The sequence below is a fragment of the Bacillus sp. 22190 genome, assembly GCF_052045575.1.
In the GTDB taxonomy this organism is placed as follows: domain Bacteria; phylum Bacillota; class Bacilli; order Bacillales; family Bacillaceae; genus Bacillus; species Bacillus altitudinis.
Genome location: NZ_JBQEPF010000008.1, coordinates 86,632 through 105,457, shown reverse-complemented (window position 1 = coordinate 105,457; position 18,826 = coordinate 86,632). Strand labels below are relative to the sequence as shown.

The following is an 18,826-nucleotide window of genomic DNA, read 5'->3' as shown; positions in this document are numbered from 1 at the left end:
CCGTGCTTTTGTTTGATTAAAGTGACACGCTTTCGGTGAATAGTGCATCAATCTCTTCTGTATAGTTGGAAGTGATAATGCCTTTTTCTGTAATGATTCCGGAAATGAGGTGATGAGGAGTGACATCAAAGGCAGGGTTAAATACCTGCACGTCAGGAGGCGCAATTTGGATGCCGTTTAATTCCTTTACTTCCTGCGGGTCGCGTTCTTCAATCGGAATATCTGATCCATCTTTAGTTGACACATCAAAGGTCGAAAGAGGCGCAGCCACAAAAAATGGAATTTGAAAGTGTTTAGCTAAAATAGCCAGACTTAACGTTCCAATTTTATTTGCTGTATCACCGTTTCTAGCGATTCGATCTGCACCAACAATAACGGCAGAAATTTGTTTTTCTTTCATCGTATGGGCTGCCATATTATCCGTGATAAGCGTGACATCTACGCCGCCCTGCATCAATTCCCATGTCGTCAGACGAGCGCCTTGAAGGACAGGACGTGTTTCACATGCGTAAATGTGAAGATCGAGGTTTTTCTTTTTCGCTAAATAAAAGGGTGCAAGCGCTGTTCCGTACCGGCTTGTGGCAATGGAGCCAGCGTTGCAAATGGTCATAATTCGATCACCAGATTTAAAGAGCTGAAGAGCATTTTGACCGATTTGCCGGCATGTTTCTTCATCTTCGATTTGAATTTGAATGGCTTCATGGACAAGATCAGTTTTGGCTGCATTCACCGAAGCAGCACGCTGAGTGCGCTGATAAAGCCGGTCTAATGCCCAGGCAAGATTCACAGCGGTTGGACGAGCACTGTTTAAATATTCTTTCAGGCGAGCGACTTCTCGCTTAAAGAGATCAATGTCTTCTGTATCAATCTCTTGTGCACTGAGTGCGAGCCCAAAAGCCGCTGTAATGCCAATAGCAGGTGCTCCGCGCACTTTTAGCGTCACAATGGCCTCATACACATCTTCTTTTGTATATAAATGCTCAAATACGGTTTCAGCGGGTAATTTTTGCTGATTCAAAATGTTGATACGGTTTTCTTCCCATTCGACGGAACGGGGAACTTCAAATTCTTTAGACAAAACTCGTCACTCCTTTACAGTTTGCTGGAATAATGCGACGAGGTCAGACGCTGTTTCCACTGCTTGATATTGTTTGATGAATGTTTTTCCTAGTGTAAGTGCTGCTTTTTTCTGCTGAAGCCTTCTAGAATGTGATGGAATCGCATCGAGATCAGCCGCATGCGCAAGACCGATGGTTCGGCGAACAAGCTCACAGCCAGCAAAGCCGGTGGCTTCTTTTAAAATACGGTCAAACGTTGTTTCTAAAAAGCTGTCCGATACACTAAACGCTTCAATACTGTCTTCTTTCCATGCTTTTGTGAACACTTCTTTGAATGTTGCCCAAACATTGACGACATGATCAAAAAGGTGCTGCTGATCCTGCTCATTCTCATGAGATAAAGCATTTATGAACAGATTGGCAATAAAGTGACCGATATCGAATCCGAAAGGACCGTAAAAAGCGAACTCTGGATCAATGATTTTCGTTTCCGTTTCGTTTGCAAAAATACTGCCTGTATGAAGATCTCCATGTACCAGTGTTTCAGCAGAGGTTAAGAAGATCCGTTTCAATTCGGCTGCTTTTGCTTGCAGTTCAAGATCAGCCCATAGTGCTTGTGCCTCTTCTCTTAATTCCTCTTCGAAGTCATTCGTTTCGCTGTCAAAGAAAGGATCTGTGAAGACGAGTTTTTCTGTAATGTCACAAAGATCAGGGTTCGTAAACTGCTTCACGAATTGTTTTTTGATTTTAGGATTTGTGGCAAAGTCAGACGTGTAAAATAGTGTTTTGCCTAAAAATTCTCCGACATGATCTGATAAATACGGATAATGTTTTCCGGCAATTAGCCCTTTTCTGACGATTTCAAGGTGTGATAGATCCTCCATTGCCGTCACTGCAAGAGCTGTATCCGAATAATAGACGGTTGGTACGAGATGTGGTGCATACTCTGATTGCTTGATGAGTGCTGCACTTTCAATTCTTGCACGGTCTAATGTCAGCGGCCAGCTTTCTCCAACGACTTTTGCGTAAGGAAGGGCCTGCTTGATAATCAGTCCTTTTGCTTGTTTGTGATCATAAATATGAAAGACGTAATTTAAATTTCCGTCACCGATTTCAGTGCATGTTAAATGACTGCTCTCCTGAATCAATCCAAGTCTAATGGCAAGTGCAACTGCCGAACTTTCTGTTAATTCTTCATATGATGCCGTAAGTGTAACCAATTGCTTCCCCTCCAAATCATATAAAAAAGCCTCTTTCTCCTGAGAGAAAGAGGCTTGATGGCGTGTATGCTCGAAGCCTCTCTTATCTCTCAGCACATACGTCTGATGGAATTAGCACCGTGCCCTATAAGACAATGAATTGTCTTGGCGCTGTTCTTGCTGCGCCCCACTTCACAGTGGTATTAACGGTCGGTTGCTGTTGGGGTCAAAAGGCCAAATCCCTCGCCCAACTCTCGATAAGAGAAATCAATATGTAATTGTTTCATGTCTGCTTGCATTTCTTAATTCTAGATATTATCAGAGCGGCAGTTCACATGTCAATCTTTTTTCAAAATTGCTTTACAATTCATAAAACAATCCATTACAGTGATTGTATTGTCACGTAACTTGAATAGAAGGTGAAAAAATGGAATTCCAGCAATCAGATGTATTGAAACATTTACCGAAACAATTTTTTGCGTCGCTTGTTCAAAAAGTGCAGAAGAAAATGCAGGAAGGGGCAGATGTGATTAATTTAGGTCAAGGAAATCCTGATCAGCCCACTCCTCCACATATTGTGAAAGCGATGCAGGAAGCGGTAGCAAAACCTGAAAATCATCAATACTCCTCATTCCGCGGGACAGCGAAACTAAAAAAAGCTGCAGCTGCTTTTTATGAAAGAGAATATGGCGTCACGCTTGACCCAAAGACAGAGATTGCCATCTTATTTGGAGGAAAAGCGGGACTAGTCGAATTACCGCAATGCCTACTGAATCCAGGTGATACGCTGTTTGTTCCAGACCCAGGATATCCTGATTACTGGTCAGGCGCTGTGCTTGCCGGAGCTCATATGGTCACAATGCCTCTTCTTGAACAAAATGACTTTTTGCCTGACTACCACCAACTGTCTGAGGAAGATAAGAATCAAGCAAAATTGATGTACTTAAATTACCCAAATAATCCGACTGGTGCGACTGCAACCCGGACATTTTTTGAAGATACTGTTGCGTTTGCGAGTGAAAATAAGATGTGTGTTGTCCATGATTTTGCATATGGCGGCATAGGGTTTGACGGCGAAAAACCCCTTAGTTTCCTGCAAATAGACGGAGCAAAAGAGACGGGTATTGAAATCTATACATTGTCCAAAACGTATAATATGGCTGGCTGGAGAGTCGGTTTTGCAGCAGGGAATGCCTCTGTTATCGAAGCCATTGAGCTTTATCAGGATCACCTGTTTGTGTCACTGTTTAAAGCAACTCAAGATGCAGCAGCAGAAGCACTTTTAAGCGATCAAACGTGCGTCCAAGTACAAAATGATCGGTACGAAAAAAGACGAAACACTTGGATTGCTGCATGTAAAGAGATTGGCTGGGACGTCAGTGCGCCAAAGGGCTCGTTTTTTGCTTGGTTAAAGGTGCCTGAAGGGTATACATCGGAAACTTTTTCTGATGTATTATTAGAAAAAGCACATGTTGTTGTGGCACCGGGGAATGGCTTTGGTGCTCACGGTGAAGGCTACGTCAGAGTCGGTCTTTTAACAAGTGAGGAGCGGCTAAAGGAAGCCGCTGATCGTATCGCTGCCTTGCAGTTATTTGAAAAAAAGCCATTGACAACGTAAAAAAATGGTGCGATAATTCAGGCAATATTTAAGAAAATTGAATATTCTTATCAAGAGTAGGCAGAGGGACTAGCCCAATGAAGCCCGGCAACCGACTTCCATGAAGCACGGTGCTAATTCTTGCAGCAAGCGCTGAGAGATAAGATTCGGATGAATGAGACGAAACCTCTTTAACGCGCTGATCAAGCACTTAAAGAGGTTTTTTTATTGACCATATACTGGACGCAATCGAAAGGGGATTCCTAGTGAGTGAACTACTGGCAACATACGTACTAACACATCGAGAGGATGAACAAATAGACCGAAAAGCAGAGCAGATCGCACTTGGGTTAACGGTCGGGTCATGGACGGACTTGCCGCAGCTCAAAAAGGAGCAGCTGAAAAAACATAAAGGCCGTGTGGTGAGCGTAAAAGAACAGTCTCCCGCAAATGGTGGTCTGTATCAATCAGAGGTGACCATTGCTTATCCTGAGGCGAACTTTTCAGCTGATATACCAGCGGTGTTGACGACGATTTTTGGAAAGCTTTCACTGGATGGGAAAGTAAAGCTCGTCGATATCGAATTTTCGGAAAGGTTTAAACGCTGTCTTCCAGGACCGGTATTTGGCATTGAGGGGATACGAAAGAAAGTAGGCGTGTTTGATCGGCCGCTATTGATGAGTATATTTAAAGGCGTGATCGGCCGTGATATCGAGGATTTAAAAGAACAGCTCCGCTTACAGGCTTTAGGTGGAGTAGACTTCATCAAAGATGATGAGATTTTATTTGAAAGCCCATTAGCCCCTTTTGAAGATCGAATCAAGGAAGGAAAAAAGATATTAAAAGAAACATATGAAGAGACAGGACATCGCACGCTTTATGCTGTTAATTTAACTGGTAAAACTTTTGATTTGAAAGATCGAGCAAGAAAGGCAGCCGAACTCGGGGCTGATGCGCTATTATTCAACGTTTTTGCCTATGGACTTGATGTCATGCAAAGCTTGGCTGAAGATCCAGAGATCCCATTGCCGATCATGGCACATCCGGCAGTGAGCGGTGCAATGACATCCTCTCCAGACTATGGATTCTCGCATTCCCTTCTTTTAGGCAAATTAAATCGATATGCTGGCGCTGATTTAAGTCTTTTTCCCTCTCCTTATGGATCAGTCGCCCTTCAGAAAAAAGATGCCATGGGCATTTTCGAAGCATGTGTGAAAGAGGATACAGTTCAACAAACATTTCCTGTTCCTTCAGCAGGCATTCACCCGGGAATGGTGCCGATCTTAATCAAAGATTTTGAACTTGATCATGTCATTAATGCAGGCGGGGGAATTCACGGACATCCGCGGGGAGCAATCGGAGGAGGGAAAGCCTTTCGTTCAATCATTGATGCGGTGGTCAAAAAAGAGTCTATCGAAGAAAAAGCATCAACTTGTCAAGACTTACAAGCAGCACTTGATCTTTGGGGAAGGGTAGCAGAATAAATGAAAAAACCAATTGTATGTTGTGATTTTGATGGCACGATTACGAAAAATGATAATATCATTCGCATCATGAAGCAGTTTGCTCCAAAAGAATGGACGAATTGGAAGGATGGTGTTCTAGCAAAAGAGATCACGATCCAAGAAGGCGTCGGACAGATGTTTCAGTTACTGACGAGTGATCAGAAAGAAGCCATTCGGTCATTTATTTTAGAGGATACAGAGATTCGTGAAGGATTTGAACAGTTTGTCGATGATGTCAAAAAAGCAGATATTCCTTTCTATGTACTCAGCGGCGGTATGGACTTTTTTGTCTATCCCATCCTGGAAGGGATTGTCGAACAAGAGAATATTTATTGTAACCATGCATCATTTAAAGAAGACCATATTCAAATTGAATGGCCGCATGCCTGTGATTCAGAATGCCAAAATGGCTGTGGCTGCTGCAAGCCTTCCATTATTCGAGAGCTGACGCAGGAAGATGATTTTATTATCATGATTGGTGATTCAGTGACTGATATTGAGGCAGCGAAACATGCGGATCTCACGTTTGCACGTGATTATTTACTGAACGAATGTAAAGAGCTAGGGCTCGTACATAAAGAGTATGAAACATTTGTTGATCTAAAAGCGCAATTTGATCAAATAAAGGAAGTGAAGGAATGGCAGACGAGAAGAGTAAACGCTGGAAGGAACTAGCAGACGTCAAACGTGAATTGGCACAAAGAGACTGGTTTTACGGAACGAGCGGCAATTTATCGATAAAAGTGTCGGATGATCCCATCACGTTTTTGGTGACGGCAAGCGGCAAAGATAAACGAAAAGAAACCGATGAAGATTTTGTTCTTGTTGATGCAGCAGGTCAGCCGGTTCATCCGAATGAGCCGCTCAGGCCATCAGCTGAAACACTGCTTCACACATACGTTTATGAGCGGACGAAAGCAGGATGTTGTCTTCACGTCCACACGATCGATAACAATGTCATTTCTGAGCTGTATGGCGATAAAGGAGAAGTTCGTTTTAAAGGCAACGAAATTATTAAAGCGCTTGGTTATTGGGAAGAGGATGCAGAAGTCACTGTTCCTATTATTGAAAACCCAGCTCATATTCCGCACCTTGCAGAGCAATTTGCAGTGCACCTGACGGACGATGCTGGTGCTGTACTCATTCGTAATCATGGCATCACCGTTTGGGGGAAAACCGCATTTGAAGCCAAACGAGTCTTAGAGGCTTATGAATTTTTATTTACCTATCATTTGAAAGTAGCGCTTTATCAAAAGCAGCTTGTTAAATAAAAAGGAGGAAAAACACATGGCGACCATTTACATTCATAATGAAGAAAACACGTTACTTGAGAACGAACAAGAGGTCCGGGCGTATTTAGAACAGCAAGGGGTCATTTATGAACATTGGGATATTGAAAAACTACCAAAACAGTTATCAGAAAAGTACGATTTAACAGATGATGAAAAGGAAGAAATTTTAACTGTGTTTCAAGAGGAAATAAAGAGTATTTCCGAGCGAAGAGGATACAAAGCGCAGGATGTGATTTCATTATCAGATGCGACCCCTAACCTGGATGAACTGCTTCAAAACTTTAAACGTGAGCATCATCATACGGATGATGAAGTCAGATTTATCGTGAGCGGTCATGGAATTTTTGCCATTCAAGGCAAAGATGGTGTCTTTTTTGATGTGAGACTGAATCCAGGAGATTTAATTTCTGTGCCCCCGAATATTCGTCACTACTTTACACTTCAAGAAGATCGTCAAGTCGTCGCAGTTCGCATATTTGTCACAACTGAGGGCTGGGTGCCAATTTACGAAGAAGAAACGGTTTAATAGTGGGAGCTGATCATTTCGCATGAGGCGGAAGATCAGCTTTTTTTTAGGAAAATAGACATAAAATGAGAGAGAAAATAGTTGATTTTGGTCTTCTGCATAGGATAAAATTCTGTTTAATCAATGTGTCAGTCCTGTCCAATTTTGAAGTTTACCCCCAGAATTCATTGGGTAAAAGGTCTTTAGGCTGTAAAAAATTAAATAAAATAAGCATATTTAATTTAATTTACAAATAAAGTATAATTTTGGTGTCGGATCATTTAGAGCGTAGACAGACGAATTCATAGCGGGAGCTGAGATCATGAATATTTATGTACGGAAAGAACAGCTATTAATGTCAATTGATGAAAAGAGAAGACAAATGGTAGAAGCTGCTCAAGTAGAAGGCTATACAGGTGAGACGACAATTAAATATAGTCAAGAACTGGACAACCTGATGAATGAGTATCAGTATCTTCTTTTTCATGAACAACAATCTGTTGCTTCCTTTCATGATCTTGTATCACAAATGAGTCTCCTTTCTGTCAATCGTCCTTCTTATTGACATCAAAAAACCGGTCTTGCCATTAGCAAAACCGGATGAATGCTTCAGCTATTAGTGTGCAGAAGGGAGCATGATGATCACGGTTGTTCCTTTATTCACTTCGCTCTCGATATCGATTGTCCCCCCATACATCGAAATGATTCGTTTACACACAACAAGCCCAAGACCTGTTCCTTTTTCCTTCGACGTAATAAAAGGGAGGAAGATATGTTTCAGCATCTCTTCTGGTATACCTTCACCTGTATCTTTCACTTTTATGATGACCTGTTCTTTTTCAGCCTCAATGACAATCTTCAAATGACCGCCATTTGGCATCGCTTCTAACGAGTTTTTCGCTACATTCAATACCACTTGTTTAATGTGATCCTTCGTGCAATACACGCCAACATCTTGAATGGTATTGATTTGCAAATCAACCTCGACATTATAAAGGTTCGCCTCAGAAAATACAATTGGCATAATCTCGCTCACAATTTCTTTCACAGAATTATTTTGCCACTTTTCAGCCGTTGGTTTTCCAAGCACAAGAAACTCACTGACGATTTGGTTAATCCGTTTAATTTCTTCCTCAATGACAGAAAAATAAAGCTGATCCTCTTCTGAACGATACTTCTTTTGCAAAAGTTGAATAAACCCGCTAATGCCTGTTAATGGATTGCGAATTTCATGCGCTGTACTTGCCGCGAGTGTTCCAATGAGTTCAAGTTTTTGTGCTTCATTTTGGTGGCGTTCCTGCAGGGTTTGTCGTCTTAAAATGATATATTGGACGAGTGTGAATAAGATATTTAAGAGAATAAATGCACTGGATAAAGGAAACAGCATCACAGACAGTACTTCACTTGTTGTCGCACGCTGCGGAAAAACCTCCAGCTTCCAGCTATTTTCATCTAAATATGTAGACACAGTGCTATCACTTTCAGATACTGGCTGTGGACCACTTGTAAACACGACGTCTCCATTTTGATTCAGCATCTTAAAATGAAGCTCTGGGTTTAATACATTCATAATATTTCTTAAATAATCAATTTGAATCGCAGCGACTAGCACATCCGTGACTTCGTCGTTTTCATTCAAAACAGGGACACAAATGGAGAGAATCCGCTGCTTAGTAATGCGGCTCACATAGTTATCTGTGATGACGGTCTGTTTTGTGACTTGAATACGTTTAAAGTAATCTCTAAATGACAGGTTGATTTTTTCCTTTAATGGTGTGGTGCTGGCTGTGACATTTCCTTTTTGGTCTAGGAGATACAGGCCTGAAAAACGAGGTTCTTGTTTATAGATTTTCTCTAGGATGTTTTGTACTCTTTTCGTTTCAAGCGGCTGGTCAAATCCCATGGCAAGGGAAGTTAATCTTGCTTCTGTTTCACTGATTAAATAATTCATTTGGTTTTTGTGAATATTTAACATAAGTGTAGCGGTTTGTTTGTTTTTTACATCAATTTTCTCAGTTTCTTTTTCATAGATAAAATAACTAATGATGAGGGTTGGAATCACGACCAAAATAAGGTAAAGCTTGATCTTCTTCCAAAACCCTTTCAGTATACTCATGATTCATCGCTCCAACGTATTACCTAATAGACTTATTATAGCATTGAACCTATCTTTATTACGATGACTTGTGAGATTTTTAAAAAATTAGGTGATTCGTTCTGGTCTCTTTTTCATGCTAAAAATGGTTCAACATGTTGACATTTTACTTATTGTTTATTAATGTCACATTAGTGGGTTGCATTTCATAAAGGATGATAAAAAATGGAAAATCATAATGTTGAGAAATCTTTGAAATTATTTATTGTACTATCACGTGCCTATCGCTCCATTAACCACCACATGAACAAACATATTGTGAAGCACGGTCTGAATCCGACTGAATTTGCTGTATTAGAATTGCTGTATCATAAAGGTGATCAGCCGCTTCAGCAAATAGGTGATAAGATCTTACTCGCAAGCGGAAGCATCACGTATGTGGTTGATAAATTGGAGAAAAAAGAACTCCTTAGCCGGAAAGCTTGTGCAGAAGACCGCAGGGTGACATTTGCACATATTACGGAGCAGGGAAGAGCTTTACTTGATGACATCTTCCCAGATCATGCAAAAGAGATTCACGAGATGATCAGTGTGCTTAGTGAAGAGGAAAAGGATGCCTGCATCGATATGCTCAAACATGTAGGACTGCGTGCCAAGCATTTATATGATCATAAAGAATAAACACATAAAAAAGGAAGCCGCTGGCTTCCTTTTTAGTATGTAGACTAATCCTCGCATATGGTGTCAGTCCTGCGCACCGATAAACGACAAGCGCTTTCAATCGCGCTCATAAGAAAGACAAAGGACTAAAATAAACATCATTTTAGCCCTTTGTCATGATCTGAAAGGAAGCTGCTGGCTTCCTATTTATTTTGCTTTTTTCTCAATTGGCAAAATAAGAACTTCGACGCGTCTGTTTTTACTTCTGCCTTCTGCGGTATCGTTAGAGGCAATCGGTTTAAATTCACCGTAACCTTTTGTGCTAAAGTTCTCTTGGTCTAGGTTGCTGTTTTCAAGGAGAATATTTAAAAAGTTGACCGCACGAATGGCGCTTAAATACCAGTTGGATTCAAATTCAGAATTCCGAATCGGAACGTTATCTGTATGTCCGCTAATAACGATATCACGAGCAGGGTTAATGACGAGCAGCTTTGATATTTCTTTGGCTAACGGAACATCCTGCGAGCGGATCACCGCTCGCCCAGAATCAAAGAAGATGCTGTCTTCAATTGTAATAAGCAGACCTTCATCCGTCAGCTTTGTTTCAAGCTTCGAACCAAGTTTTTTATCCGCAATGAATGAATCTACTTGCTTTTTAACCTTTGTTAATACCGCTTGATCACGAGCTTTCGCTTTTGCTTCTTCTTCTTCATCTTCTGCTGATTTTTTGGTTTGATTACTGTTTTCTGTTTCTTCGGTGCTCTGCATGCTCGATTGGTCCATTACGCCAGTGCCGCCAGTAAAGACAACATTAAACGATTTAGCCATCTGTTCATATTTTGCCGCATCAATGGAGCTAGATGCAAACAGCACAATGAAGAGGGCGAGAAGAAGCGTAAGAAGATCGGCGTAAGGGATCAGCCAAGACTCATCTACATGGTCTTCATGATCATGTTTTTTACGTTTCCTAGCCATTCTGTTTTTCTCCTTCTTCAATGACAAGATTTGCACGTTCTTTTGCTGGTAAGTACATCAGAAGTTTTTGCTCAATGACCTTTGGAGACTGGCCTTCAAGGACAGAAAGAATCCCTTCAATCATAATGAGACGAAGCTTTACTTCTTCTTTTGATTTACGCTTCAGCTTGTTGGCAAATGGATGCCACAACACATACCCTGTAAAAATCCCTAGCAGTGTGGCGACGAAGGCAGCACTAATCGCATGTCCAAGTGCTTCAATGTCTCCCATGTTTGCAAGTGCGGCAATAAGTCCGACAACGGCACCAAGTACCCCTAGAGTCGGAGCGTATGTACCAGCTTGTGTAAAGATTAATGCGCCTGACTGATGTCTCTCCGACATGGCATCAACTTCTTCTGTTAAGACGTCGCGAATAAATTCAGCACTTTGACCGTCAACTGCCATGCTTAAGCCGTTCTTTAGAAAATCGTCATCGACTTCCTCAAGATTTGCCTCTAATGCCAAAAGACCTTCACGACGAGCAATTTGTGCCCAGTTTGAAAATAGAGGAATCATTTCTTGTATCGTTGGAAGCTTGCTATCTTTGAAAATTTTGCCGAATAATTTTGGTGTTTTTTTAATTTCACTAGATGGGAAGGCAATGACAACAGCTGAAATTGTCCCAACCACAATGATCAATATAGCCGCCGGGTTGATAAGAGCGGTTAGACTCACACCTTTCAAAACCATACCGACACTCAGTGCAATAAATGCTAAAATAATACCAATTAACGATGTTTTGTCCATTATCTCACCAAATCCTTTAACTATCTTTTTCTATAGTTAATATCGGTGTCTTCTAGAAGGGTTTTAGTCAGAATATAAAATTAAGACATTTTATGTGAAGAAATTTTGACGAAAGCGCTTTCTAGAAGCCGTAAAAAAAGAAAACTCCCTCATATAAAAGGGAGTTTTCAGCGTGTAGACAAACCCTCGCATTCTTTGTCAGTCCTGCGTACTGGTGCTCACGAATGTGACATTCGCTCCGCGCCAGTACTCGTCCTTCCTAGGGCTGCAAAGGTTTTCTATCACGCTGAAAAGAAGACAAAGGGCTAAAATAAAGTTCATTTTAGCCCTTTGTCAACAATCTGGAAACTTCATCTTTTTTGAGCTGTTTCATCTAAGAGCAATTCTTTTAATTTTTCTTCATGTATGATTTTGATCAAATCGTAGTTCCAATTGATCATGTGATCCATGTGCTCCACCTCTTTTTCTTTTATCGTAAAGGAAAAGAGGCGGGGGAGCGTCGGCGCTCAGATGGAATTTAGACACTGCCACATGATGGAGCTGAAGATCCTCCTTAGGATGTACTTAGCTCTTTTTCACAACAATTTCGTCATGTTCAACATCGACTGTAAATCCAGTAAGTTGTTCTTCTTCAAGCAAGATGTCCGTCATTTGATCCTCAACATGCTCTTGAATCGTTCTTCGTAACGGACGAGCCCCAAATGCTGGATGATAACCAAGTTCAGCGATTTTTTCTTTCGCTTCGTTTGTGACGTGAACAGTTAGATTTTGTTCTTTTAACTGCTCTGACAAATCTTTGAGCAGAAGATCCACAATTTTGACTAAATCGTCTTTATCTAATGAATCAAACTGAATGATGCTGTCAAAACGGTTCAAGAATTCCGGTTTGAAATAAGCGCTCAGTGAATCAATCAATGATTGTTCTTCGATGGCTTCTTCTTGTTCAGACTGGAATCCGACTTTGACTGCTTTTTTATCTGTGCTGCCAGCGTTACTTGTCATAATGATGACTGTGTCTTTAAAGCTGACGGTTCTGCCTTGGCTGTCTGTTAGACGGCCATCTTCCATGATTTGAAGGAACATATGCTGGACATCAGGGTGCGCTTTTTCGATTTCATCGAGCAAAATGATGCTGTATGGTTTTCTGCGAACCTTTTCCGTGAGCTGGCCGGCTTCATCATGTCCAACGTAACCAGGAGGAGAACCGATGATTTTGGACACGGAGTGTTTCTCCATGTACTCACTCATATCTAAACGAATGATCGCTTCTTTTGAGCCAAATAATTCTTCCGCTAATGTTTTAGACAATTCGGTTTTCCCGACGCCTGTTGGTCCAACGAAAAGGAAGGAGCCAGTTGGTCTGTGTTTTGATTTTAAGCCGGCTCTGCTTCTTTTTACGGCTTTCGCCACTTTTTCAACGGCATGTTCCTGACCAATGACGCGGGCTTTTAAGCGCACATCAATTTCTTTCATTTTTGTTTGTTCGTCTGCTTGCAGTTTGCCGACAGGGATACCTGTTTTTTGTTCTACAATCGACTGAATGTCCTCAGCTGTGACGACATGTTCTTTGTCATTTGTTTTGTTTTGCAATCTCGCTTCAATCGCTTCTTCTTCGTCTCGAAGCTTCGCTGCTTTTTCATATCGTTCTTCATTTAAAGCAGCTTGTTTTTCAGCGGCAATTTGCGCAAGACGGTTTGTTAATTCATCTTCACTTGCTGCATCAATGGAGAGATTCGCTTTTGAACCTGCTTCATCCATTAAATCAATGGCTTTATCCGGCAAGTGGCGGTCTTGAATATACCGCGAAGATAATTGAACACACGCTTTAATGGCTTCGTCAGAATAGGTGACGCCATGATAGGCTTCATACTTATCTTGAATGCCTTTTAATATCTCGAATGCTTCATCCTGTGTTGGCTCATCAACCATGACGGGCTGGAACCTGCGTTCAAGGGCAGCATCTTTTTCAATTTGACGATACTCTTTTAATGTTGTCGCACCTACTAGCTGCAGTTCCCCTCGAGCTAGAGCTGGTTTCAAAATGTTTCCGGCATCCATTGACCCTTCGGCAGAGCCTGCGCCTACAAGAAGATGAATTTCATCAACGAATAAGATGATATTTTTACGGCTTTGCAATTCTTTGATTAATTGCTTCATCCGTTCCTCAAATTGACCACGTACACCTGTGTTTGCCACAAGTGAAGAGACATCTAATAAATAAACTTGTTTGTTCTTTAATTTATTTGGTACATCTCCATTTGCAATTTTTAGTGCTAGTCCTTCGGCTATGGCCGTTTTACCAACACCAGGTTCACCAATGAGGACAGGATTGTTTTTATTTCTTCTATTTAAAATCTCAATGACTCTTGTGACTTCTTCATCACGGCCAATGACAGGATCGATTAAACCAGCATGTGCGCCATCCGTTAAGTTCCGGCCAAGCTCATCGAGTAAGCCTTTTTGTTTAGGCCGCTCTTGGCTCGTCGCATGTCCTGCTTGCTCAGAGAAGAATGAACCGCCTCCGAAAAGGTTAGGACCCATTTTCATTTTTGACTGTTCCATCAAAGAGGTATAGCAGTCTTCACATAAAACCATTTGGCTACGGGACGAATTTACTTGCATATTCAGGCGAATAGTTGCTTCATTTACTTGACAATGTTGACAACGCATAAGCCATGACCTCCTTAAAATAAAGTTTGACTTTATTTGACCAATGAATGTTAAATAAAATGGTCTGTTGTTTGACCATCTTTGACTATAGTATACTCTGACCTATTTTGACTTTCAACTGTTTTGCTCATAGCTGAATGAAAAATCCTTTTTTGCATTTAAACATGGTTTGTCCTTCTTTTCAAGGAACTTGTCTCATAGGATAAAAAAGAGACAATCGAAAGTGATGGGTGCGGAGGGGTCATATGAAACGTTCAAATGAATCCGCTTTTCAGCTTGCCTTTGTATATGTAGGAACAGTGGTTGGAGCTGGGTTTGCGACAGGGAAAGAAATCGTAGAATTTTTTGTTCGTTTTGGCTGGATTGGATTGATCGGGATTTTGATTAGCGGTGTTATTTTTACCGGCCTTGGCGCAAAAATGATGCTGATTTCCAAACGAATTGAAGCGGAATCTTATCAAGATATGAATCGGTTTTTATTTGGAGCTGCTGCGAGTCGATATATTAACATCGTCATGTTTTTTATACTACTAGGTGTTACGTCAGTGATGATTTCTGGAGCAGGCGCTATTTTTGAAGAACAACTTGGCATCTCAAAAGAATATGGTATTTTTTTAACGATTATTTTAAGTGTCATTGTCCTTTTTAAGGGTTCAAAAGGGTTATTTGGTGTCAATGTACTTGTCGTTCCAATGCTGATTTTCTTTTCGCTGATTGTGTTTCTAGACTCATTTGTGTTTAGTAGCGGTGAAAGCCACGTTCTGGGGCTGCAAATGGGAGAGGGCGAATGGATGTTGTCTGCTATTTCATATGGTGCATTTAATTTAGCGCTGTCTCAAGCCGTATTAGTGCCGGTCGCAAACGAAATGACATCCGAAGCCGTGATAAAAAAAGGAGCGGTGCTTGGGGGTCTGATGCTGACACTCATTCTGCTCGCCTGCTTTTTATCCCTTTCTTCATTAGAAATGCTGGAAGCGTATGATATTCCGATGGCCCAAGTGGTGTATCAAGTCGCAAACTCCATTCATCTCGTCTATTTATTCGTGATCTTCGGTGAAGTCTTTACATCTGTTATAGGGAATTTATACGGTCTCGAAAGGCAAGTGAGGGCGTATATCCGATTGAACAGTATGTATACGATATCCTTTATTCTGCTTTGCTGTTATGTCATCAGTAAAATTGGATACGGCACACTCATTTCAACGGTTTACCCTGTTTTTGGCTATGTCAGTATCTTTTTTATCCTCTTTCTTTGTCTGAAAAAAGTGCCTGCATCACGTGATAAGTAAAGAAGGGATAGCTTGTACACCAATTATGTGGTACACTATCCTCTGTGAAAATTGAACAAAAATCCGTGAAAACGGGAGAGGTTCTAGCAAAACCCTCTATAAAAAACTAAGGACTTGCCGTATCCTTGGATGTGGCATTTTTTATTTTTTATGGCTGGGACACCTCATACACATGTAAAGGTGTCTTTTCTTTTGAGAAAAATAGGGGTTTTCATGAACCTTTCAGATGCAGCTTTGTGCGGTGGTACGGGTCTGCAAAAGGAGGAAAAGGAAAATGAAAAATGAAAAAGCGGTCGTTGTCTTTAGCGGGGGACAGGACAGTACGACATGTTTACTATGGGCACTTCAACAATTTAAAGAGGTTGAAACGGTAACCTTTCATTATAATCAGCGTCATCAAGAAGAAATTGATGTCGCCAAAAGAATTGCTGACAAGCTAGGTGTGAAAAATCATCTATTAGATATGTCTCTTTTAAATCAGCTTGCACCAAATGCCTTAACAAGAGATGACATTGATATTGAAGAAAAAGAAGGAGAACTGCCTTCCACATTTGTTCCGGGGAGAAACTTAGTTTTCTTATCCTTTGCATCCATTCTTGCGTATCAAATTGGAGCACGTCATATTATCACGGGTGTGTGCGAGACAGACTTTAGCGGCTACCCAGATTGTCGAGATGAGTTTGTGAAATCTTGTAACGTCACCGTGAATTTGGCAATGGAAAAACCATTTGTCATCCATACGCCGCTCATGTGGCTGAATAAAGCTGAAACGTGGAAGCTGGCTGATGAACTGAATGCGCTAGATTTTGTGAAAAATGAAACGCTCACTTGCTATAATGGCATCATTTCTGATGGCTGCGGGGAATGTCCTGCATGTAAGCTTCGGAAAAATGGCTATGACACGTATATGGACATGAAGGAGGCAAACTAAATGCTTTCTCAAATCTATCCACAGACGAATCATCCATTTTCGTTTGAATTAAATAAAGATATGAATGTATCGGCAGCCCATTTTATCCCGAGAGAAGATGCTGGCGCTTGTAGCCGCGTACATGGTCATACGTATACAATTAACATTACAATTGCAGGAGATCATCTAGATGATTCAGGTTTCCTTGTGAATTTTAGCACGCTAAAAAAACTCATTCATGGACAGTACGACCATACACTGCTCAATGATCATGAAGAATTCTCATCAAATGATCCATACGCGATGCCAACCACTGAGGTTGTCGCAAAGACTGTGTATGATAAAGTGGCCGCATATTTAACGACTTTAGCGAACAAGCCGACATGTGTTCAAGTTTTTGTCAGAGAGACACCAACAAGCTACTGCATTTACCGTCCGAAACGAGTTGAGCTCAATGACTAAAGCGATTCCTGTCTTAGAAATCTTTGGTCCAACCATTCAAGGAGAAGGAATGGTCATTGGCCAAAAAACCATGTTTGTCAGAACGGCTGGCTGTGACTACTCTTGCAGCTGGTGTGATTCATCTTTTACATGGGATGGATCAGCTAAGCATGATATTCAGTGGCTTCAGGCAGAGGATATTGTAAAAGAGCTGAAGAGAATAGGTGGAAAGGCATTTTCTCATGTCACCATTTCAGGTGGGAATCCTGCGCTTTTAAAACAAATGGAATCACTTATTGATTTATTGCATGAAGAAGGAATTGATACGGCGCTTGAAACGCAGGGAACGATGTATCAAGATTGGTTTTTGAAGATAGATGATTTAACCATTTCTCCAAAGCCACCAAGTTCTAATATGAAAACCGATTTCACGAAACTAACGCGTATCATAGATGAATTGAAAAATGGAAACAGGTTGCATCATGCAAGCCTGAAGGTCGTGATCTTTGATGATCTTGATCTAGCCTATGCAAAGGATGTTCATGCGAAATACCCAGAACTCCCCTTTTATTTGCAGGTGGGAAATGATGATACAACAACAGCTGATGATGCGTACTTATTAACGCACTTATTAAAGAAATACGAAATGCTTGTAGATCAAGTAGCGCAAGATCCTGATTTGAATCGTGTGAGAGTCCTACCACAGCTGCACACGCTATTGTGGGGAAATAAACGAGGCGTATAGAAAGGAAGAGACAAAATGACGACAAGAAAACCAGAAGAATTAGAAGGTGTCACTTTACTAGGAAACCAGGGGACGAATTACTTGTTTGACTATGCACCACAAGTGCTTGAAACGTTCCCGAATAAACATACGAATAGAGATTATTTTGTGAAATTCAACTGCCCAGAATTCACATCACTTTGCCCGCAAACAGGGCAGCCAGATTTTGCGACCGTGTATATCAGCTACATCCCAAATGAAATCATGGTCGAAAGTAAATCATTAAAATTATATTTGTTCAGCTTCCGTAATCACGGTGACTTCCATGAGGATTGTATGAATATTATCATGAACGACCTCATTGAATTAATGGACCCAAGATATATCGAAGTATGGGGCAAATTTACACCAAGAGGCGGTATTTCAATTGATCCGTATACGAACTATGGAAAACCTGGGACGAAGTATGAAGAGATGGCATCGTATCGTATGATGAATCACGATATGTATCCAGAAACGATTGATAATCGCTAATAAATAAGAAAAGACATGTGGATGACATGTCTTTTTTTATGGAATAGATCATGATGACACATAAAAAAAGAGAAGAGTCATGTCACTCTTCTCATACCAATAGGAATAGAACTTGCTAGGACGGCTGGGGGCTACCAGCTCGTATGTATAGTATACACGACAGAACGTATGTTTGTAAAGGTGAATCATGCTTTTATTCTTGATATATTTACTTTAAGATAAAATTGAAACGAGCGAATGAAAATGGAGGCGTTTGTGTTGGCAAACAAAGAAGACAAAACAGAGAAGCTGCTAATGGAATTAAGGGAAGAGCTTCAGATGCTTGAACATCAAAACAAAGAACGATATAAATGGAGTGCCTCCACATTACTTGGAGTGATCGCCCTTTTAATTGATAAAGGCGTGATAACACCTGAAGAAGTTGATATGTACAAAACAAAAGCGGAAATGCAAACCTTTCACGCGCAAAAAGACTGACGCCACTTAATATGGTTGTCAGCCTTTTTCATATGTGATGGTCAAAAGAGAACAGAGCTGTCACACGAGTCAGCTTTGCTGTGTATATCCTTATGTAACGGTAGTCTG

At 41.0% G+C, this 18,826-nt stretch carries 19 protein-coding genes and 2 riboswitches; of the genes, 13 read left to right on the top strand and 6 right to left on the bottom strand.

Features of this window, described 5'->3' with window-relative positions; all coding sequences use genetic code 11:
* Positions 1-16: 16 nt before the first annotated feature.
* Both mtnA and mtnK read right to left on the bottom strand, forming a co-directional pair.
* Complete coding sequence (gene mtnA / locus ACTJKA_RS12795) at positions 17-1,078, bottom strand: S-methyl-5-thioribose-1-phosphate isomerase (RefSeq protein ID WP_099496472.1); 1,062 nt, start codon at positions 1,076-1,078, stop codon at positions 17-19.
* A 6-nt stretch (positions 1,079-1,084) separates the two neighbouring features.
* A complete protein-coding gene (gene mtnK / locus ACTJKA_RS12790) occupies positions 1,085-2,278 on the bottom strand; it encodes an S-methyl-5-thioribose kinase (protein ID WP_099497012.1) in 1,194 nt (397 codons plus the stop codon).
* 406 nt (positions 2,279-2,684) lie between these two features.
* Here mtnK and ACTJKA_RS12785 point away from each other — a divergent pair, with 406 nt between their 5' ends.
* The 6 genes from ACTJKA_RS12785 to ACTJKA_RS12760 all read left to right on the top strand — a co-directional run bounded on the left by ACTJKA_RS12785 (position 2,685) and on the right by ACTJKA_RS12760 (position 7,721).
* Positions 2,685-3,875, top strand: coding sequence for a pyridoxal phosphate-dependent aminotransferase (locus ACTJKA_RS12785; protein ID WP_236810411.1), 1,191 nt, complete (start codon positions 2,685-2,687; stop codon positions 3,873-3,875).
* A gap of 44 nt (positions 3,876-3,919) precedes the next feature.
* Positions 3,920-4,021, top strand: a riboswitch (SAM riboswitch).
* A 99-nt stretch (positions 4,022-4,120) separates the two neighbouring features.
* On the top strand, positions 4,121-5,338 hold the full coding sequence (gene mtnW / locus ACTJKA_RS12780) for a 2,3-diketo-5-methylthiopentyl-1-phosphate enolase (protein ID WP_108611229.1): 1,218 nt from the start codon (positions 4,121-4,123) through the stop codon (positions 5,336-5,338).
* Positions 5,339-6,034 (top strand): 2-hydroxy-3-keto-5-methylthiopentenyl-1-phosphate phosphatase, encoded by a 696-nt coding sequence (locus tag ACTJKA_RS12775; protein ID WP_017359449.1) that lies wholly within the window; start codon positions 5,339-5,341, stop codon positions 6,032-6,034. It abuts the gene before it with no gap.
* Entirely contained in the window at positions 5,998-6,630 is a 633-nt protein-coding gene (locus ACTJKA_RS12770) for a methylthioribulose 1-phosphate dehydratase (protein WP_007498743.1), read from the top strand. Before ACTJKA_RS12775 ends, ACTJKA_RS12770 begins: the two co-directional genes overlap by 37 nt.
* Before the next feature lie 16 nt (positions 6,631-6,646).
* On the top strand, positions 6,647-7,177 hold the full coding sequence (locus tag ACTJKA_RS12765; RefSeq protein WP_008346104.1) for a 1,2-dihydroxy-3-keto-5-methylthiopentene dioxygenase: 531 nt from the start codon (positions 6,647-6,649) through the stop codon (positions 7,175-7,177).
* A gap of 301 nt (positions 7,178-7,478) precedes the next feature.
* Positions 7,479-7,721, top strand: a complete 243-nt coding sequence (locus ACTJKA_RS12760; protein WP_008346101.1) for an aspartyl-phosphate phosphatase Spo0E family protein — start codon at positions 7,479-7,481, stop codon at positions 7,719-7,721.
* A 51-nt stretch (positions 7,722-7,772) separates the two neighbouring features.
* On the opposite strand, the gene ACTJKA_RS12755 is transcribed toward ACTJKA_RS12760, so the two are convergent.
* Positions 7,773-9,272 (bottom strand): ATP-binding protein, encoded by a 1,500-nt coding sequence (locus ACTJKA_RS12755; RefSeq protein ID WP_336749709.1) that lies wholly within the window; start codon positions 9,270-9,272, stop codon positions 7,773-7,775.
* Between the two features lie 204 nt (positions 9,273-9,476).
* Between ACTJKA_RS12755 and ACTJKA_RS12750 the strand changes: the two genes are divergently transcribed.
* Positions 9,477-9,932 carry a MarR family winged helix-turn-helix transcriptional regulator gene (locus ACTJKA_RS12750; RefSeq protein WP_003211701.1) on the top strand — a complete coding sequence of 152 codons (456 nt, stop codon included), beginning with the start codon at positions 9,477-9,479 and terminating at the stop codon, positions 9,930-9,932.
* Between the two features lie 186 nt (positions 9,933-10,118).
* On the opposite strand, the gene motB is transcribed toward ACTJKA_RS12750, so the two are convergent.
* The 3 genes from motB to ACTJKA_RS12735 form a co-directional block, all read right to left on the bottom strand.
* Positions 10,119-10,886, bottom strand: coding sequence for a flagellar motor protein MotB (motB, locus tag ACTJKA_RS12745; RefSeq protein WP_024719648.1), 768 nt, complete (start codon positions 10,884-10,886; stop codon positions 10,119-10,121).
* Positions 10,879-11,673, bottom strand: a complete 795-nt coding sequence (motA, locus tag ACTJKA_RS12740) for a flagellar motor stator protein MotA (protein ID WP_008346088.1) — start codon at positions 11,671-11,673, stop codon at positions 10,879-10,881. The genes motB and motA overlap by 8 nt, the downstream gene beginning before the upstream one ends.
* 564 nt (positions 11,674-12,237) lie before the next feature.
* Positions 12,238-14,343 carry an ATP-dependent Clp protease ATP-binding subunit gene (locus tag ACTJKA_RS12735; protein WP_058213826.1) on the bottom strand — a complete coding sequence of 702 codons (2,106 nt, stop codon included), beginning with the start codon at positions 14,341-14,343 and terminating at the stop codon, positions 12,238-12,240.
* A gap of 245 nt (positions 14,344-14,588) precedes the next feature.
* Here ACTJKA_RS12735 and ACTJKA_RS12730 point away from each other — a divergent pair, with 245 nt between their 5' ends.
* From ACTJKA_RS12730 to ACTJKA_RS12705, 6 genes are all read left to right on the top strand, one after another.
* The gene (locus ACTJKA_RS12730; RefSeq protein WP_108611227.1) at positions 14,589-15,632 is read left to right on the top strand and encodes a YkvI family membrane protein; all 1,044 of its coding nucleotides are present in this window, start codon (positions 14,589-14,591) and stop codon (positions 15,630-15,632) included.
* A gap of 71 nt (positions 15,633-15,703) precedes the next feature.
* A riboswitch (PreQ1 riboswitch) is annotated at positions 15,704-15,748 on the top strand.
* A 158-nt stretch (positions 15,749-15,906) separates the two neighbouring features.
* Positions 15,907-16,563 (top strand): 7-cyano-7-deazaguanine synthase QueC, encoded by a 657-nt coding sequence (queC, locus tag ACTJKA_RS12725; RefSeq protein ID WP_008348090.1) that lies wholly within the window; start codon positions 15,907-15,909, stop codon positions 16,561-16,563.
* Positions 16,564-17,004 (top strand): 6-carboxytetrahydropterin synthase QueD, encoded by a 441-nt coding sequence (gene queD / locus ACTJKA_RS12720; RefSeq protein ID WP_136944412.1) that lies wholly within the window; start codon positions 16,564-16,566, stop codon positions 17,002-17,004.
* On the top strand, positions 16,997-17,728 hold the full coding sequence (gene queE / locus ACTJKA_RS12715) for a 7-carboxy-7-deazaguanine synthase QueE (protein WP_008348085.1): 732 nt from the start codon (positions 16,997-16,999) through the stop codon (positions 17,726-17,728). Before queD ends, queE begins: the two co-directional genes overlap by 8 nt.
* 15 nt (positions 17,729-17,743) lie before the next feature.
* Positions 17,744-18,241, top strand: coding sequence for a preQ(1) synthase (gene queF, locus ACTJKA_RS12710; protein WP_003211403.1), 498 nt, complete (start codon positions 17,744-17,746; stop codon positions 18,239-18,241).
* A 258-nt stretch (positions 18,242-18,499) separates the two neighbouring features.
* Positions 18,500-18,718 (top strand): hypothetical protein, encoded by a 219-nt coding sequence (locus ACTJKA_RS12705; RefSeq protein ID WP_017367128.1) that lies wholly within the window; start codon positions 18,500-18,502, stop codon positions 18,716-18,718.
* The last annotated feature ends 108 nt before the right edge of the window (positions 18,719-18,826 follow it).

Excerpts from the sequence above, each read along its gene's own strand:
- queD (WP_136944412.1), top strand. The coding sequence starts at position 16,564 with ATGCTTTCTCAAATCTATCCACAGACGAATCATCCATTTTCGTTTGAA.
- queE (WP_008348085.1), top strand. The coding sequence starts at position 16,997 with ATGACTAAAGCGATTCCTGTCTTAGAAATCTTTGGTCCAACCATTCAA.
- ACTJKA_RS12770 (WP_007498743.1), top strand. The coding sequence starts at position 5,998 with ATGGCAGACGAGAAGAGTAAACGCTGGAAGGAACTAGCAGACGTCAAA.
- ACTJKA_RS12775 (WP_017359449.1), top strand. The coding sequence starts at position 5,339 with ATGAAAAAACCAATTGTATGTTGTGATTTTGATGGCACGATTACGAAA.
- ACTJKA_RS12760 (WP_008346101.1), top strand. The coding sequence starts at position 7,479 with ATGAATATTTATGTACGGAAAGAACAGCTATTAATGTCAATTGATGAA.
- ACTJKA_RS12735 (WP_058213826.1), bottom strand. The coding sequence starts at position 14,343 with ATGCGTTGTCAACATTGTCAAGTAAATGAAGCAACTATTCGCCTGAAT.
- queF (WP_003211403.1), top strand. The coding sequence starts at position 17,744 with ATGACGACAAGAAAACCAGAAGAATTAGAAGGTGTCACTTTACTAGGA.
- ACTJKA_RS12750 (WP_003211701.1), top strand. The coding sequence starts at position 9,477 with ATGGAAAATCATAATGTTGAGAAATCTTTGAAATTATTTATTGTACTA.
- queC (WP_008348090.1), top strand. The coding sequence starts at position 15,907 with ATGAAAAATGAAAAAGCGGTCGTTGTCTTTAGCGGGGGACAGGACAGT.
- ACTJKA_RS12730 (WP_108611227.1), top strand. The coding sequence starts at position 14,589 with ATGAAACGTTCAAATGAATCCGCTTTTCAGCTTGCCTTTGTATATGTA.
- motA (WP_008346088.1), bottom strand. The coding sequence starts at position 11,673 with ATGGACAAAACATCGTTAATTGGTATTATTTTAGCATTTATTGCACTG.
- motB (WP_024719648.1), bottom strand. The coding sequence starts at position 10,886 with ATGGCTAGGAAACGTAAAAAACATGATCATGAAGACCATGTAGATGAG.
- ACTJKA_RS12785 (WP_236810411.1), top strand. The coding sequence starts at position 2,685 with ATGGAATTCCAGCAATCAGATGTATTGAAACATTTACCGAAACAATTT.
- ACTJKA_RS12765 (WP_008346104.1), top strand. The coding sequence starts at position 6,647 with ATGGCGACCATTTACATTCATAATGAAGAAAACACGTTACTTGAGAAC.
- ACTJKA_RS12755 (WP_336749709.1), bottom strand. The coding sequence starts at position 9,272 with ATGAGTATACTGAAAGGGTTTTGGAAGAAGATCAAGCTTTACCTTATT.